Annotated in this window: 12 protein-coding genes; 10 read left to right on the forward strand and 2 right to left on the reverse strand. The window is 67.1% G+C overall.

Annotated features, from left to right (window positions below):
• Positions 1–25 precede the first annotated feature (25 nt).
• From LGM56_RS16250 to LGM56_RS16270, 5 genes are all read left to right on the forward strand, one after another.
• Complete coding sequence (locus tag LGM56_RS16250) at positions 26–2,206, forward strand: pyridoxamine 5'-phosphate oxidase family protein (RefSeq protein WP_226205684.1); 2,181 nt, start codon at positions 26–28, stop codon at positions 2,204–2,206.
• Between the two features lie 123 nt (positions 2,207–2,329).
• Entirely contained in the window at positions 2,330–2,533 is a 204-nt protein-coding gene (locus LGM56_RS16255; protein WP_043178166.1) for a DUF2970 domain-containing protein, read from the forward strand.
• Positions 2,534–3,102: 569 nt separating this feature from the next.
• Positions 3,103–5,334 carry a TonB-dependent siderophore receptor gene (locus LGM56_RS16260; RefSeq protein ID WP_226205685.1) on the forward strand — a complete coding sequence of 744 codons (2,232 nt, stop codon included), beginning with the start codon at positions 3,103–3,105 and terminating at the stop codon, positions 5,332–5,334.
• A gap of 59 nt (positions 5,335–5,393) precedes the next feature.
• Complete coding sequence (pnuC, locus tag LGM56_RS16265) at positions 5,394–6,026, forward strand: nicotinamide riboside transporter PnuC (RefSeq protein ID WP_089497555.1); 633 nt, start codon at positions 5,394–5,396, stop codon at positions 6,024–6,026.
• Between the two features lie 41 nt (positions 6,027–6,067).
• Positions 6,068–7,258 (forward strand): phosphotransferase enzyme family protein, encoded by a 1,191-nt coding sequence (locus LGM56_RS16270; RefSeq protein WP_226205686.1) that lies wholly within the window; start codon positions 6,068–6,070, stop codon positions 7,256–7,258.
• A gap of 143 nt (positions 7,259–7,401) precedes the next feature.
• On the opposite strand, the gene LGM56_RS16275 is transcribed toward LGM56_RS16270, so the two are convergent.
• Together LGM56_RS16275 and LGM56_RS16280 are read right to left on the reverse strand one after the other, a co-directional pair.
• Positions 7,402–7,851, reverse strand: coding sequence for a hypothetical protein (locus LGM56_RS16275; protein ID WP_226205688.1), 450 nt, complete (start codon positions 7,849–7,851; stop codon positions 7,402–7,404).
• A 15-nt stretch (positions 7,852–7,866) separates the two neighbouring features.
• Positions 7,867–8,583 carry a M35 family metallo-endopeptidase gene (locus tag LGM56_RS16280; protein WP_226205690.1) on the reverse strand — a complete coding sequence of 239 codons (717 nt, stop codon included), beginning with the start codon at positions 8,581–8,583 and terminating at the stop codon, positions 7,867–7,869.
• 397 nt (positions 8,584–8,980) lie between these two features.
• Here LGM56_RS16280 and LGM56_RS16285 point away from each other — a divergent pair, with 397 nt between their 5' ends.
• From LGM56_RS16285 to LGM56_RS16305, 5 genes are all read left to right on the forward strand, one after another.
• Positions 8,981–10,303, forward strand: a complete 1,323-nt coding sequence (locus tag LGM56_RS16285) for a TolC family protein (RefSeq protein ID WP_226205692.1) — start codon at positions 8,981–8,983, stop codon at positions 10,301–10,303.
• A gap of 34 nt (positions 10,304–10,337) precedes the next feature.
• Positions 10,338–11,810 (forward strand): efflux RND transporter periplasmic adaptor subunit, encoded by a 1,473-nt coding sequence (locus LGM56_RS16290; RefSeq protein WP_226205694.1) that lies wholly within the window; start codon positions 10,338–10,340, stop codon positions 11,808–11,810.
• 125 nt (positions 11,811–11,935) lie between these two features.
• Positions 11,936–15,148, forward strand: coding sequence for an efflux RND transporter permease subunit (locus LGM56_RS16295; RefSeq protein WP_226205696.1), 3,213 nt, complete (start codon positions 11,936–11,938; stop codon positions 15,146–15,148).
• The gene (gene irlR, locus LGM56_RS16300) at positions 15,148–15,831 is read left to right on the forward strand and encodes a heavy metal response regulator transcription factor IrlR (RefSeq protein ID WP_089497548.1); all 684 of its coding nucleotides are present in this window, start codon (positions 15,148–15,150) and stop codon (positions 15,829–15,831) included. The genes LGM56_RS16295 and irlR overlap by 1 nt, the downstream gene beginning before the upstream one ends.
• Positions 15,828–17,264 carry a heavy metal sensor histidine kinase gene (locus tag LGM56_RS16305; RefSeq protein WP_226205698.1) on the forward strand — a complete coding sequence of 479 codons (1,437 nt, stop codon included), beginning with the start codon at positions 15,828–15,830 and terminating at the stop codon, positions 17,262–17,264. The genes irlR and LGM56_RS16305 overlap by 4 nt, the downstream gene beginning before the upstream one ends.
• Positions 17,265–17,339 lie beyond the last annotated feature (75 nt).

The following is a 17,339-nucleotide window of genomic DNA, read 5'->3' on the forward strand; positions in this document are numbered from 1 at the left end:
GCCGGGCCTGCTCAGGGAGAACGCAATGAACACCCCGACCACCGTCGTACCAGGCTGGGAACTCGACACCGCGCCGTTTCACGCGGGCGAGCTCGCCGTGCAGCAGCGCGCGGGCGTGACGGAGGCCGCGGGTTCGGCCGGCCGGCGCGGGATCCGGCGCTTCATGCCGGACCAGCACCGGACGTTTTTCGCGCAACTGCCGTTCTTCGTGCTCGGCGGCGTCGACGCGCACGGCCAGCCGTGGGCGACGCTGCGGGCCGGCGCGCCGGGGTTCGTGACGTCGCCCGATGCGCGCACGCTGCGCATCGCGGCGCGCGCGCTGCCGGGCGATCCGCTGGCCGGCGCGTGGCAACCGGGCGCGCCGCTCGGCGGGCTCGGGATCGAATTCGATACGCGACGGCGCAATCGCGTCAACGGCGTCGTGCGCGCGGTCGACGGCGATGCGCTGACGATCGCGGTCGAGCAGAGCTTCGGCAACTGTGCGAAGTACATCCAGGGGCGCAAGCCGACGTTCGTCGCACGGGAAGCCGATGCCTCAGCGCGGCCCGACGTGTCGGACGCGTTGAACGATGTCGATCGCGCGCTGCTCGCGCAGGCCGATACGTTCTTCGTCGCGAGCGCGAACACGTCGGCGGACGCGGGCGCCGCGCGCGGCGCGGACGTGTCGCATCGCGGCGGGATGCCGGGTTTCGTGCGCGTCGACGATGCGCGCACGCTGACGACGCCGGATTTCAGCGGCAACCGCTTCTTCAATACGCTCGGGAACCTGCAGCACGATCCGCGCGCGGGGCTGCTGTTCGTCGATTTCGACCACGGCGACCTGCTGTATGTGGCCGCGCGCGCCGAGATCGTGTGGGACGGGCCGCTCGTCGCGTCGTTCGAGGGCGCGCAGCGGGTCGTGCGGTTCCATGTGCGGGAAGTGCGGCGCATGCGCGCGGTGCTGCCGTTTCGGTGGTCGGCGGTCGAGCGTGCGCCGCAGTTCGCGGCGATGACGGCGGGTGTGGGCGCAAACGCAAACGCAAACGCAAACGCAAACGCAAACGCAAACGCAGGGGCAGGGGCAGGGGCAGGGGCAGGGGCAGGGGCAGGCGTGGTGGTATCGTCCGCATCCGCATCCGCATCCGCATCCGCATCCGCATCCGCATCCGCATCCGCATTGCCGACCCCATCGACGTCGGCACCCGCATGGCGCCCACTGCGCATCGCAAAGATCGTCGACGAAGCGCGCGCGATCCGCTCGTTCCATTTCGAACCGGTGGACGGCGGCCCGTTGCCCGCCTACGAAGCCGGGCAGCACCTCACGTTGCGCGTCGCGCTACCGGCCAGCGATTCGCCGGCGATTCGCAGCTACACGCTTTCCGATGCACCGGGCGGCGTGCATTACCGGATCACCGTGAAGCGCGAAGGGCGCGTCTCGGCGTGGCTGCACGATCACGCGCACGCGGGCATGACGCTCGACGCGCAGATGCCGCGCGGCCGCTTCTCGTTCGATCTCGCGAGCCCGCGCCCGGCCGTGCTCGTGTCGGCCGGTATCGGCATCACGCCGATGATCGCGATGCTGCGCCGTGCGCTGGCCGACGCTCACTCGCCGCGCCGCGTGGTGTTCTTACACGGTGCGCGTGAAGCAGCCGATCGACCGTTCGCCGAGGAACTGGCGCGCGTCGCCGCCGCCGACGCGCGCTTGTCGCTCCACTGGTTCGACAGTCATCCTCACGAAGGCTCCGCAGCGCATGCGGGCCGCATCGATATCGCGCAGCTGAAGCGGATCCTTTCGTTCGACGATTACGATTTCTACCTCTGCGGGCCATCGGCGTTCATGCGCGATTTGTACGACGGGTTGCGCGCACTGAACGTGCCGGACGAGCGCATCCGTTTCGAGGCATTCGGGCCGTCGAGCGTGGCACGCAGCGTGACCCGCACGACTGCGACGCCGGCAGCGGCGAGCGTGCCGGTCGTCTTCCGGCGCACCGGCCGCGAAGCCGCGTGGACGCCCGCCGACGGCACCTTGCTCGAATTCGCGGAAGGGCAGCGCGTGGACGTGCCGTCCGAATGCCGTTCCGGGTCGTGCGGCACGTGCGCGACGCGCGTGCTGTCCGGCGCGGTCGACTACGAGCAGGCGCCCGACGCCACGGTCGAACCCGGTTGCGCGCTGCTGTGCGTCGCGCGGCCCGCGCAAGGGTCGGAACCGCTCGTGCTCGACCGCTGACGCACTCATGCGACATGCCGCCGCAGACGGCCTGCTGCGCGAAAAGCGCGCGCAACTGCTTCTTTTTTCGGATGCCGGTTGGATCGACGATAGCGTCAACCGATAGAGGAAAGGAGCGCAATCATGAAACTGCTCGGCATGATCAAACTGGTCCTGTGGAGTTTCTTCGGCGTACGCAACAGCAAGGCGCACGCGACCGATCTCGCGAACGCCAACTTCACGATGCTGCCGTTCGTGGCGATCATCCTCGCAGTGCTCGTCGGCGCGGTCATCTACGGCGTCGTGCACCTGGTCGTCGATCCGACCGTGACGATGCAGGGGTTCTGAGCAGACGGCCGACGAATCGCGAGCGGGCGAACGTTCCCGCTCCGGTTTCCGGCCGTATGACCGGTGCGCAACGGCGCCGGTCATTGAGGCGGGCGCGCACGACGCAAGTCACGCGCCCATCGGCACCGTCGTCGTGCCGCGCGAATCGCGCTGTCCTCATTCCCGCCTTCCCCGTTTCCCGTTTCGCCCGATTCCAGGTCGGTCAGCCCCGCCCGGGGTAAAATGCGCGCCGCGCCGCGATGTCGCGCGCGACGGGCACGCCGCCGTTCCAGCGAACGGTGCGCGCAAGTGCGTCGCGCCCGCACCGAGGCGTTCGAAGCGTCCCCCCGCATGACAAGACCGCGCGATGCCGCCGGCCGCCCGACACGCCCCCGACGAACCCGTCGACGGTCGCGTCGGTTCCCGGCGCATCACCTGAATCCGACGTCCCATCCTGCGTCTTCCCGACCGAGCGGCCCGCTTGCGTGCCGCATCGTCCGGTTCGTCTGATGAATGTCGCGCACGGGCACGCTTCGCAGCTTCGTAAACGGTTTCGACAGGGTCGAGTGGCGAGTTTTCCATCCAGAACAATGACGGTGAATAGAACAACAGCGTCGCCCGCACGGCGGCGGCGCGCGAAGGTCGGGCTTGGCGTCGGTCTCGGCATCACGCTTTTCGCGGCACAGGCCGCCGCAGCGCAGGGCGACACGCCGGCGCCGGATGCCGATGCAACCGGCAGCGCGACGCTGCCGACGATCACGGTGAGCGGCGAGCGCGGCAATGCGCTGCGCGTACGCAACGCATCGGTCGCGGGGCTCGACGACACCCCGCTGCGCGACACGCCGGCGTCGGTGAGCGTCGTCACGCGCGCGCAGCTCGACGACCAGCAGGCGAAGCGGTTGAGCGACGTCGTGCGCAACGACGCATCGGTCGTCAACGACTATGCGCCGGTCGGTTATTTCGAAGGCTTTGCGATCCGCGGCTTCCCGGTCGATCTCGCGAGCGCAATCCGGATCGACGGGCTGACGGTGTCCGGCGAGCAGAACGTGCCGCTCGAGAACAAGGAGCGCGTCGAGATCCTGAAGGGGCTCGCCGGCATCGACAGCGGCGTCGTCGCACCGGGCGGCGTGATCAACTTCGTGACGAAGCGCTCGGCGAACGTCGCGAGCGTGACGGGCGGCGTCGACAGCCGCGGCTCGACGTCGGCGGCCGTCGATCTCGGCCGCCGCTTCGGCCCCGACAATCAGTTCGGCTTCCGGATCAATGCCGCGAAGGAGAACATGCACTCGTACATCGACGGCACGAACGGACGGCGCACGTTCGGCTCGATCGCCGCCGACTGGGACATCAGCCCGCGTGCGAGCCTGCAGCTCAACGCCGAATTCCAGCAGTGGATCCAACGTTCCGCACCCGGCTATCAGTTGCTTGGCGGCACCATCGTGCCGTCGGTCAAGACGACGTCGAAGGCGCTCGGCACGCAACCGTGGGCGAAACCGCTGACGACCGATGCGCTGAACCTGAACGCGCGCTTCGACTACCAGTTCAACGACGACTGGAAGGCCTACATCGCCGCCGGCCGCAGCCGCACGATGATCGACGACAACAGCGCGTTCGCGTACGGTTGCTCGTACGCGGCGAGCTGCACGGCCGGCGCGACGTCGCCGTTCTTCTTCGGCGCGAACGGCGACTACGACGTCTACGACTTCCGCAGCCCCGGCGAATATCGTCGCAACGACGACCTGCGTGCGGTCACGACCGGCAAGTTCGCGACCGGCCCGCTGCGGCACGAGCTGACGCTCGGCATGAGCGTGCAGCGCCGCGTCGTGAGCATGGCCGACGCCGTGTACGACATCAGAGGCAGCGAAAACATCTACGGGCCCGACACGACGTTCTCGCCGTCGCCGAATTCGCCCGGCCCGTCGTATCCGCGCCTCGATGCGTGGCAGTACGGCGTGTTCGGGCTCGACCGCATCAGCATCGGCGAACACTGGCAGGTGCTCGCGGGCGGCAAGGAAGTGCTGCTGCGCCAGCGCAGCTGGAGCAGCCTCGACGGCGACGCGACGCATACCGACCGCTCGGTGTTCCTGCCGCAAGTGGCGCTCGTCTACAAGCCGGTGAACGTGCTGTCGCTGTACGCGTCGTACAGCAAGGCGCTGTCGCTCGGCGACCAGGCACCGGTGCGCGCGACCAATGCGTATGCGTTCCTGCCGCCGGTCGAATCGCACCAGTTCGAGGTCGGTGCAAAATACGACTGGCTCGACCGGCTGAGCCTCACGGCCGCCGTGTTCTCGATCAGCAAGCCGTTCCAGTTCGCCGACCCGGACGCATCGGGCACGAGCTACACGTTCGTGCAGCGCGGCACGCAGCGGCACCAGGGGATCGAGCTCGGCGCGGCCGGGCGCGTGACCGAGCGCCTGGGGCTGACGGCCAGCGTCGCGGCGATTCGTGCACGTGCGTACGATTCCGGGTCGCCGGCGTATGAAGGGCACCAGATCATCAACGTGCCGGCGCTGCGCGCGACCGTGTATGCGGACTACGCGGTGCCGGGCGTCGCGGGGCTGAACGTGCTGGGCGGTGTCGAGTACAGCGCGGCCCGCAACGCGAACGAGGAGGGCACCGCGCGCGTGCCGTCGTGGTTCGTGTTCAATCTCGGCGCACGCTATACGACGAAGATCGCTGGACATCGCACGGTGTTGCGCGTATCGGTGGACAACTTGTTCAACAAGTTCTACTGGCGCGACGCGGGCGAGCAGCAGGGCGATGCGTACCTGTTCCCGGGTGCGCCGCGCACCGCGCGCGTGTCGTTGACCTATGATTTCTGACCGTCCGGAGCCGGCCGCGTGATGTGCGGCCCCGGCAGCCAACCTGGAGAGCACAGACGATGTCCCCACTCGAAATCGCCGGCGTGATCGTCAGCGCGCTCGCGATCTGGCTGACCGCGAAGCGGCGCATGCTGTGCTGGCCGGTCGGGCTCGTGTCGGTCGCGCTGTACGGCTGGATCTTCTTCGACGCGAAGCTGTATTCGGACATGCTGCTGCAGGGCGCTTTCGCAGTGCTGCAGGTGTACGGCTGGCAACGCTGGCTCGCGCAGCGTGCGAGCGAAGCCAATGGCAGTGCGGCACCGGCAGGCGACGTTGCACCCGTCACGGGCGTGCGGCCGATGCAGATGCTGCCCGACCTGATCGCGGCCGTCGTCGGCAGCGCGCTGCTCGGCGGCATGATGGCGCGCTGGACCGATGCGGCGCTGCCGTTCGTCGATGCATCGCTGACCGCGTTCAGCCTCGTCGCGCAATACTGGACTGCGCGGCGCTACATCGCGTCGTGGGGGCTGTGGATCGTCGTGAACGTCGTGTACGTCGGGATGTTCGTGTTCAAGGAACTGTATCTGACGGCCGGACTCTATGCGCTGTTCATCGGGCTGGCCGTCGTTGGCTGGCGCGACTGGAGCCGCACGGCCGCGGCGCTGCGCGCGGCGGCCGGCGGTGCGCTGGCAACCGGCGGCGGCGCGCGCTGATCCACGTGCCGATCTGAATCAACCACGGAGCAACGTCGTTCATGTCATTCCCCCTCGAGCCGGACGGCCCCCTGTCGCGTGACGTCGCGCCGCCGCAATTCGGCGTCGACGGCGAGCAGGCCGAACGCGACTGGCCGCTGATGACGCACGACGAGGTGGCGGCGGTGCTCGCCCGGATCGACGGCGCCGGCGAGCCGGCGCGGCTCACGTGGCACAGCCCGCGGCAGTTCGCGGCGGCCGTCCTGGTGCAGATGACGGACGGGCGCGGGCTGTTCGTCAAGCGTCATCACGTGAGCCTGCGCGATGTGGAAGGGCTCGAGGAAGAGCATCGCTTCATCGCGCATCTGCGCGAGCGCGGGATGCCGGTGGTCGACATTCTTGCCGATCGCGACGGCGCGACCGCATTTGCGTCCGGCGACTGGACCTACGAGGTGCACGTACGGGCGCCCGGCGTCGACCTGTATCGCGGCGTGATGTCGTGGCAGCCGTTCGCGCATGCTTCGCACGCATACGCGGCCGGCCGCGCGCTGGCCGAGCTGCATCGCGCGTCGGCAGGCTACGATGCGCCGGCGCGGCCCGTGCGGACGCTGCTGTCGAGCTTTCGCGTGCTGTCGTCGGCCGATCTGGCGGGCGCGCTCGAACGCTGGGTCGACGCGCAGCCGCTGCTCGTGCGCGCGCTCGGTGCGCGTGACTGGCGCGGCGACGTGGCCGACGCGATCGGCCCGTATCACGCACGTCTCGTGCCGCTGTTGCCTGCGCTGCCGCCGCTGTGGACGCACGGCGACTGGCATGCGTCGAACCTGTTGTGGACCGAAGCGGGGCCCGGTGCGCAGGTGCGGACCGTGCTGGATTTCGGGCTGTCGGATCGCACCTGTGCGGTGATGGATCTCGCGCTCGCGATCGAGCGCAATACGGTCGACTGGATGGCGCCGGCCGATGCGCGTCGCGTCGAGTATGCGCAGATCGATGCGCTACTCGACGGGTACGAATCGCTCGCCCCGCTGGGCGACGAAGCCTACGCGGCGCTGGTCGCGCTGCTGCCGATCGTGCATACGGAGTTCGCGCTGTCGGAAGTCGCTTATTTCGGCTGCATCATCGATGCACCGGCCATCGTCGATATCGCGTACGACGGCTATCTGATCGGTCATGCTCGCTGGTTCGGCGAGCGCGACGGGCGGCAATTGCTTGATTGGCTCGTCGAGCGGCGGCGGGTGAAGCAAGGGGCCGTTTGATTCCTGAGAACACCCGGATAGCTTCAATTTCGCTCGAATCATTGTCGATTCAAACGTCGAAATCGCGCCCTGATAGATTCGATGGGCCGTCGCACGAAAGCGCTGGATGTGTGGGGTTCAACGCAAGCGCGGCGGCGTTCATGTCAATGGCCCGTACAACAGTTGTCGGGGCAGCCGGGGCTCACTTGAACGGTGACCTCGCGGGCGTCCGATGTTGGCTCGGTTGTGCTATTGGCTGGATAAATTTGCGTCTTTATCTGAAGTGGCGCGTTTATCAGGCCACCGTCTATGACCACCTTCGCCGTCGCGGAAGCACGTTTCGTTGCAAGTTGATCGGCGCCAATTTCATTTCTTGATGCACTGCCAATGATGTCGATCCGGTTTTGAATTGGATATTTTGCGTTCATTGTCGAGACCCATCGTTCAATTCGCATCCGTTCGGATTTCGAGACTTCGTGACTATTGGCTGAGAAGGTCACGAAAAATTGTTGTGACGGCAGATTTTGTGATCCCTGGCAATCTGCTGCAGCATTCATGGAAAAAAAGAACAACGTTGCGATGGGTGCGATTAGTGCCGAGACAAAAATTCTCATGCTGATTCCGGCTCCTTACTCTGAAAATAAATCTTCGCCGTAGATCACGAATCCGGTGAGTGTATCCGCATTTCTCAATGCCAGTTCGGGATTGGCTCTTGCCCATGCGGCTGATGTGGGGTCGAGCCCGTAACGAGTGTCGCAGCTGCCGAAGGTGTCAACGAAATGTGTTACTTCGTGAATGAGCGTAGATAGGCGAGAATCTCCGTACATATTCTGATCGCGCAAGCCGGTGCAAAATTTCGCGGCGATACTTATAAGCCTGCGCTCCGTGTTAGGCCCGCAAACATGAGCGGCCTCGTTGTCAATGTCACCCATGTTCGGGACGCAACCTAACATTCTATCGAGGTTCGGATCAGATCGAACGAAGTTGTGTGGCGTTAGTGTTTTAAGAACGGAGAGCTGTCGTGAGAAGCCATTGATGAGATATTGTCTTGTATTCTCATTGCATCGATTGAACCAATAGATCATTCTTTCTCTGGTTTTTTCGTCATATTGCTTCAGATCGGCGATCCTTTGGTCCACTAGAATTATGGACCATTTAATCAGTCGCGCCACCATAATTCGAAATTCTCTGTTGGTCATGTTAGGGCAGATGGGGGTCGTATTGATGTAAACATGAACCATCGAACCCGGATTTGTATTGGTGACGGCCCCGGAGTGAACAAGAAACCATTCTTTATCGTCGTCAGCATCGAATTCGTACTCGTCTCGGCGGAAGAAGTCGTTCATTGATGTGAAGTCTCGTTGTGTAGGGTTTCAAGGGGGGCGCACGACCATGAAGTCATGGAGCGGCATGGTTACGGTCGTGCTGCCGGAACCCTGAACAGTCATATTTTTAAGTGAAGATGTCTATAGAACTAGTTCTAAATTTTGGAATGCTGACAATTAGTTTGACGTGACCGAAGTGAATGGTCGGAAGGGATGCGACGAGTCCGATTAACTTTGACGACGTTGTTGGATCGTTCGTGGGCGCGCAGGCGTAGCGGCAGTTGACTATCAGGGCCGATATGTCCGCCGGCTCGGCGAATACCACGCCCCCAACATGACGGAAATATCATCTTCGCCTCATGTTCACACTGCGGCCGGACCGTAGCATCGGTCGCGAACCGTTACCGCAGAACCGAACATGCTCAAGCTCAACCTCGCCGTGGCCATCGTCTTCGCGATGGCCGCGACGGCTCATGCGCAGCCGCCGCTGTCGCCGGGGCCGGCCCCGTCTGCCTCGGGCAGCGCTGCGCCGATCAGCGCACCGCCCCCCGACGCTCTCCCTTCCAATGCGTTGACGCTTGCCGATGCGCTATCGGTCGCGGCCCGGAACAATCCGGCGCTGCGCGGCGCGCGCGCGGACGTCGATGCGTCGGCCGGTGCACTGATGCAGGCCGGCGCGCGTCCCAATCCCGAAGTGTCGTTCCTGCAGGAAGGGTTTCGCCGCGCCGAACGCACGTCGACCGCGTTGATCAACCAGACGATCGAACTCGGCGGCAAGCGCAGCGCGCGGCTCGATGTCGCGTCGTACGGCAGGGAAGCGGCCAATGCATCGCTCGACGAGCAGGGCGCCGTCGTGCGCGCCGACGTGACCGCCGCGTTCTACGGGTTGCTCGCCGCGCAGCGTCAGCTTCAGGTGACCGAGGAATCGGCCGCGATCGCCGCGCGCTCCGCGGATCTCGCGAGCCGCCGGGCGCAGGCCGGCAAGGTGTCGCCGGTCGAGGCGACCAAGGCGCACGTGGCGGCGGCCGGCGTGCAGATCGAAGTGGTGACCGCGCGCGGCCGTGTCGAGGTCGCGCGCGAAAAGCTGAACGCGGTGATGGGCGAAGCACGCGACGGCCGGCTTGCGGTGCAGGGCGACCTCGAAGCCGTGCCGCCGGTCGAGCAACTGTCCGCGCTGACCGCGCAGCTCGATGACGCTCCGCTGGCACGAATCGCACGCGCCGAGATGCTGCGCTCGAACGCGGCCGTGTCGCTCGAACGCGCGCGGCGCATTCCGGACGTGACGATCAGCGCGGGCGTGAAGCGCGTGACCACGGGCGGCGTGCCGGACAACCAGGCGGTGGTCGGTGTGTCGATCCCGATTCCGCTGTTCAACACGAACCAGGGCGCGCTGCTCGAGGCGACGCACAAGGCCGCGCGCGCGAATGCCGATCTCGATCGCGAACGCACGCGCCTGCGGCTGGACCTCACGCAGGCGTACGCGAATTTCGAAGCCGCCGCGCAGGAAGCGCAGCGGTTGAAGGCCGACATCCTGCCGGCCGCGCGTCTCGCGCTCGATGCGATGTCGCGCGGCTACGAACTCGGGAAGTTCAGCTTCCTCGACGTGCTCGATGCGCAGCGCACGCTGTTCCAGGGCCAGTCGCAGTACGTGCGCGCACTCGCCGATGCCCATACGGCTCGCGCCGACATCGGCCGGCTGGTCGGAACGCCGCTTGCACCGCTTGCACCGGCCGCGCAATAGCGCAACGGACGCCTCTTTTACCTGAAGGATCACCATGTCACGCAACAGAATCCTGATCATCGCGGCGGTCGTGCTCGGCAGCGCCGGGATCGTCATCGGCGCACTCGGCGTCACGCGCAACGGCGGCGGCAACGGTGCGTCCGCATCGGCGGCCGTTGCCGCTTCACCCATCGAAGCCACCGGCGAGCGCGGCGGTGTCGTGCTCAAGCGCGGCAAGCTGTCCGTCGAAATCGTGATGACGGAGAAGCCTGGAGACGCACGCCTCATCGTCTATCCGTTCGTCGACGGCAAGCCGGCCGACAAGGGCGTCACCGTGTCCGGCACGCTGGTTCGCTACGACCGCACGCACGAACCGTTGCGTTTCGACGCGGCCGGCCAGAAGTTCGTATCCGCGCAGTCGATCGGCAAGCCGCACGTGTTCGACGCGACGATCGACGTGAAGGCGGGCAACGAATCGGCATCCTTCCCGTTCGCGCGCGCCGACGGCGCGATCGCGCTGACCGACGCGCAGCTCGCGACCTCGAAGATCGCGCTGGCGAAGGCCGGCCCCGCGCAGATCGCGACGCCGTTCCAGTTGCCGGGCGAGATCAAGTTCAACGAGGATCGCACCGCGCATGTGGTGCCGCGCGTGGCCGGCATCGTCGAGCAGGTGTCGGTGTCGCTCGGGCAGAACGTCGCGAAGGGGCAGGTGCTGGCCGTGATCGCGAGCACCGATCTCGCCGACCGGCGCAGCGAGCTGCTGACGGCCGAGCGCCGGCTGTCGGGCGCCCGCGCGACCTACGAGCGCGAGCGCACGCTGTGGAAGGAGCGCATCTCGGCCGAGCAGGACTACCAGCAGGCGCAGGTGCAGTTGCGTGAAGCCGAGATCGCCGTGCAGAACGCGCGGCAGAAGCTGGCCGCGCTGAATGCGCCGGTCGGCGCGGGCGCGCTGAACCGCTACGAACTGCGCGCGCCGTTCGCGGGCACGATCGTCGAGAAGCATGCAACACCGGGTGAAGCGATTGCCGCCGATGCCAGCATGTTCGTGATTTCTGATCTCTCGACGGTATGGGCCGAGATGGCCGTGCCGGCGCAGCGGTTGAACGACGTGCGGGTCGGCCGCGATGCGACGGTCATCGCGACCGCGTTCGAATCGCGCTCGAGCGGCCCGATCGCGTACGTGGGGTCGCTGCTCGGCGAACAGACGCGCACCGCGCCGGCGCGCGTCGTGCTGCCGAACCCGGACGGCGTGTGGCGGCCCGGGATGTTCGTGAACGTGTCGGTCGACGCGGGCAAGCAGAGCGTGCCGCTCGCGGTCGCGAGCGACGCGCTGCAGGACGTCGACGGCGCACCGTCCGTCTTCGTGCGCTCGTCGAAGGGTTTCGTCGCGCAGGCCGTCGAAACGGGCCGGCGCGACGAACGGGCGACCGAAGTGCTGAAGGGGCTCAAGCCGGGCCAGGAATACGCGGCGTCGAACAGCTTCGTGCTGAAGGCCGAACTCGGCAAGGGGAGCGCGGAACATGAATGAGCGCTACGTGTGTGCCATTGCACGCCTTGCGGCCCGGTATGCGGCCCGCTTTCCGGCCCGCCGTGTAACTGGCCGGGCGGCCCGTCCGTCGAGGGTGACCGTGCCCCGTTTCAAGGAATCCCGTCATGTTTGAGCGCCTGATCCGCTTTGCGATTGCGCACCGCTGGCTCGTGATGCTGGCGATCGCGGCCGTGGCCGCGCTGGGCGTGTTCAGCTACCAGAAGCTGCCGATCGACGCGGTGCCCGACATCACCAACGTGCAGGTCCAGATCAACACGGCCGCGCCCGGCTATTCGCCGCTGGAGGCCGAGCAGCGCATCACCTATCCGGTCGAGACCGTGATGGCCGGCCTGCCGGGCCTCGAGCAGACGCGCTCGATCTCGCGCTACGGGCTGTCGCAGGTCACGGTGATCTTCAAGGACGGCACCGACATCTATTTCGCGCGACAGCTCGTCAACGAGCGCATTCAGGAAGCGAAAGACAAGCTGCCGGCCGGTATCACGCCCGCAATGGGGCCGACATCGACGGGCCTCGGCGAGATCTACCTGTGGACCGTCGAAGCCGACGCCAACGCGCGCAAGCCCGACGGCACGCGCTATACGGCGGCCGACCTGCGCGAGCTGCAGGACTGGGTCGTCCGGCCGCAGCTTCGCAACGTGCGCGGCGTGACCGAGGTCAACTCGATCGGCGGCTACGTGAAGGAATACCGTGTCGCGCCGAACCCGGCAAAGCTGATGTCGTACGGGCTGACGCTCGCCGACATCGTGCGCGCGCTGGAGCGCAACAACGACAACGTCGGCGCCGGCTACATCGAGAAGCGCGGCGAGCAGTATCTGGTGCGTGTGCCGGGCCAGGCGCGCACCGTCGACGACATCGCCAGCATCGTGCTGACCAACGTCGGCGGCGTGCCGGTGCGGATGAAGGACGTCGGGCTGGTCGACATCGGCCGCGAGCTGCGCACCGGCGCGGCGACGTCGGATGGCGAGGAGGTCGTGCTCGGCACGGTCTTCATGCTGATGGGCGAGAACAGCCGCACGGTCGCGAAGGCCGTCGCCGCGAAGATGGAGGACGTGAACCGCACGCTGCCGTCCGGCGTGAAGGCGATCCCCGTGTACGACCGCACCGTGCTCGTCGAGAAGGCCGTCGCGACGGTGAAGAAGAACCTGCTGGAAGGCGCGATTCTCGTGATCGCCGTGCTGTTCCTGTTCCTCGGTAACATGCGCGCGGCGCTGATCACCGCGCTCGTGATCCCGCTGTCGATGCTGATGACCTTCACCGGCATGGTGAACGCGAAGGTGAGCGCGAACCTGATGAGCCTCGGCGCGCTCGACTTCGGGATCATCGTCGACGGCGCGGTGGTGATCGTCGAGAACTGCGTGAGACGGCTCGCGCATGCGCAGGGCGCTGCCGGCCGGCCCCTGACACGCGACGAGCGCTTCGCGGAAGTGTTCGGCGCATCGCAGGAAGCGCGTCGCGCGCTGATCTTCGGACAACTGATCATCATGGTCGTGTACCTGCCGATCTTTGCGCTCACAGGTGTCGAAGGCAAGATGTTCCACCCGATGGCCATTACCGTCGTGATGGCGCTCGCGGCCGCGATGGTGCTGACCGTCACGTTCATTCCGGCGGCCGTCGCGCTGTTCATCGGCGAGCGTGTCGAGGAGAAGGAGAACCGGCTGATGGGCTGGGCGCGGCGCGCGTACGAGCCGGCGCTCGCCGCATTCATGACGCGCCCGGCGCGCGTGATGATCGGCGCGGGCGTGATCGTGCTGGCCACGCTCGGGCTGGCCACGCGGCTCGGCAGCGAGTTCATCCCGAGCCTCAACGAAGGCGACCTGGCCGTGGCCGCCTTGCGGATTCCCGGCACGAGCCTGTCGCAGTCGGTCGAGATGCAGAAGGCGATCGAGAAGACGCTGAAGGCGCGCTTCCCCGAGATCGAGCGCGTGTTCGCGCGCACCGGCACGGCCGAGATCGCGGCCGACCCGATGCCGCCGAACCTGTCGGACGGCTACATCATGCTGAAGCCGGCCGACCAGTGGCCCGACCCTAAGAAGCCGCGCGACCAGCTCGTGCGCGAGATCGAGGAAGCGCTCGCCGAGCTGCCGGGCAACGCCTACGAGTTCTCGCAGCCGATCCAGCTGCGTTTCAACGAACTGATCTCGGGCGTGCGCAGCGACGTCGCCGTGAAGATCTTCGGCGACGACATGGCCGTGCTGAACCAGACCGGCGAGCAGATCGCGGCCGCGCTGCAGAAGGTGCCGGGCGCGTCCGAGGTGAAGGTCGAGCAGACCACCGGCCTGCCCGTGCTGACCGTCAACCTCGATCGCGACAAGCTCGCGCGCTACGGCGTGAGCGTGGCGGACCTGCAGGACTCGGTGGCCGCGGCCGTCGGCGGGCAGAAGGCCGGCACGCTGTTCCAGGGCGACCGGCGCTTCGACATCGTCGTGCGGCTGCCCGACGAGCTGCGCTCGGACATCGAGGCGATCAAGCGGCTGCCGATCGCGTTGCCCGCACCGGCGGCCGGCGCCAGCGCACCGCTCGCGGCGGCGCCGTACGTGCCGCTCGCGGAACTGGCGACGATCGACGTCGCACCGGGCCCGAACCAGATCAGCCGCGAGGACGGCAAGCGGCGCGTGGTCGTCAGCGCGAACGCGCGCGGGCGCGACGTCGGGTCGTTCGTCGCCGACGCACGCGAGCAACTGCAGCAGGACGTGCGCGTGCCGGCCGGCTACTGGGTGTCGTGGGGCGGTCAGTTCGAGCAGCTGCAGAGCGCGAGCGAGCGCCTGAAGCTGGTCGTGCCGCTTGCGCTGTTCATGGTGTTCGTGCTTCTGTTCGTGATGTTCAACAACGTGAAGGACGGGCTGCTCGTGTTCACCGGCATTCCGTTCGCGCTGAGCGGCGGCGTCGTGTCGCTATGGCTGCGCGGGATTCCGCTGTCGATCACGGCGGCGGTCGGCTTCATCGCGCTGTCCGGCGTCGCCGTGCTCAACGGGCTCGTGATGATCTCGTTCATCCGCAACCTGCGCGACGAAGGGATGCCGCTCGAGGCCGCCGTGCGCGAAGGCGCGCTCACGCGGCTGCGGCCGGTGCTGATGACCGCGCTCGTCGCGTCGCTGGGCTTTCTGCCGATGGCGTTCGCGACCGGCACCGGCGCCGAGGTGCAGCGCCCGCTCGCGACGGTCGTGATCGGCGGTATCCTGTCGTCCACGGCGCTGACGCTGCTGGTGCTGCCGGTGCTGTACCGTGTCAGCCATGCGGTGTCGTGGCGCGCGGCGTTGCGCGGCGGCTTCGGCTCGGGCGTGCTGCGCCGGCTGGGTTTCTTCAAGGGTAATGCGTGATGCGAATTCTGATTGTCGAGGATGAACCGAAGACGGGCGCGTACCTGCGCAAGGGGTTGACCGAGGCCGGCTATGTCGTCGACTGGGTCGAGGACGGCATCACGGGCCAGCATCAGGCCGAGACCGAGGAATACGACCTGCTCGTGCTCGACGTGATGCTGCCCGGGCAGGACGGCTGGACGCTGCTGCAGAACCTGCGGCGCAGCAAGTCGACGCCCGTGCTGTTCCTGACCGCGCGCGACGATGTCGGCGATCGCGTGAAGGGCCTCGAGCTCGGCGCCGACGACTATCTCGCGAAGCCGTTCGACTTCGTCGAGCTGACCGCCCGCATCAAGTCGATCCTGCGGCGCGGCCAGCCGCGCGATTCGAACACGCTGCGCGTGGCCGACCTCGAACTCGACCTGACGCGCCGCAAGGCCACCCGGCAGGGCGACACGATCCTGCTGACCGCGAAGGAGTTCGCGCTGCTGTGGCTGCTGATGCGCCGCGAGGGCGAGATCCTGCCGCGCGCGACGATCGCGTCGCAGGTGTGGGACATGAATTTCAACAGCGACACGAACGTCGTCGATTCGGCGATCCGGCGCCTGCGCTCGAAGATCGACGATGCATACGACCCGAAGCTGATCCACACCGTGCGCGGCATGGGCTACGTGCTCGAGGCGCGCGGCGGCAGCGCGACGTGATCGCGCGCCTGTTGCCGCGCACGCTGCGCGGACGCCTGACCGCGCTGATCATCCTGTCGACGTCGGTGATCCTCGCGTCGAGCGGCGTCGCGCTGTACGAGGCGCTGAGCAATCGCGTCGAAACCGCGGCGGCCGAGCAGATGGCCGGCATCTCCGCCGCGTTGGGCGCGCATCTGGCCGAAGCACGCTCGACCGCCGACGTCGCGCGCAACACCGACATCTGGATCGACCAGTTGCATGGTCATCCGAACATGGATCTCGCGATCTTCGACGCCACGGGTGCGCGCCTGGTCGGCACGCCCGGCTTCCGCCTCGTTGCGCCGCTGATGTCGCTGAATGCAGGGCGCGTGCCGGTCGGCGTCGCGCCGCCGGGCGCACGGCAGCAGTATCTGGTGACGAATGTGCCGCTTGCAGGCACGGGCACGGGCACGGGTGCGCCCGTGGTGCGCGTCGTGGTGCAGTACGACCGCAGCGCCGACGTGCTGCTGCTGCGCACGCACGCTTATACGATCGTCGTGATCGAGGTGTTCGGCGTGGTGCTCGCGGCCGCGATCGCCTACGGCATCGCCGCGCTCGGACTGAGCCCGCTGCGGCGGTTCGCGGCGCGCGCCGAACAGATGTCGACGAGCCGGCTCGCCCATCCGCTGCCCGCGCTCGATACGGCCGGCGAGCTGAAGGAGCTCGAGCACGCGTTCAACGGCATGCTCGAACGGTTGAACGAGTCGTTCACGCGGCTGAGCCAGTTCTCGTCGAATCTCGCGCACGACATGCGCACGCCGCTCACGAACCTGCAGGCGGCCGCGCAGGTCGTGCTGTCGCAGCCGCGCAGCGCGGACGAATACCGGAACGTGATCGAGTCGAGCATCGACGAATACCAGCGGTTGTCGCGGATGATCGAGGACATGCTGTTCCTGGCGCGTTCGGAACAGGCCGGCACGTCGATCAGTGTGCGGCGCCTGGATGCGTCGGAAGAAGCGGGGCGCGTCGCGGGCTACTACGAGCCGCTGGCGGAGGATGCCGGCGTGACGGTGAAGGTCGACGGCCATGCGTGGGTCGATGCGGATCTGACGCTGTACCAGCGCGCGCTGAGCAACCTGCTGTCGAATGCGCTGGCCTACGCGCCGCGCGGCAGCATCGTGACGATCGATTGCGTGGAGCAGGGCGGGGCGACGACGATCGCCGTGTCGGATACGGGGCCCGGCATCGAGGCCCAGCATGTTGGAAGGATCTTCGAGCGCTTCTATCGCGTCGATCCGTCCCGGCACAATTCGGCGCAAGGGACGGGGCTGGGGCTCGCGATCGTCCGCTCGATCATGGACAACCACGGCGGCGAATGCGGCGTCGACAGCGACCCGGGCCGGCGCACGACGTTCTGGCTGCGCTTTCCGCGCCGGCCGGCCGAGCTGAAACGGCCGGCGGCTCTCCCTACCTGACACCGCCGGCGGGCATGCCCGCGCGTTCGCCATGAGGCGGCCGCGCGCGGCGTGCTGCCCGCGTTCGGTTGACCG

The organism is Burkholderia sp. AU38729 (assembly GCF_020419725.1).
Taxonomy (GTDB): domain Bacteria; phylum Pseudomonadota; class Gammaproteobacteria; order Burkholderiales; family Burkholderiaceae; genus Burkholderia.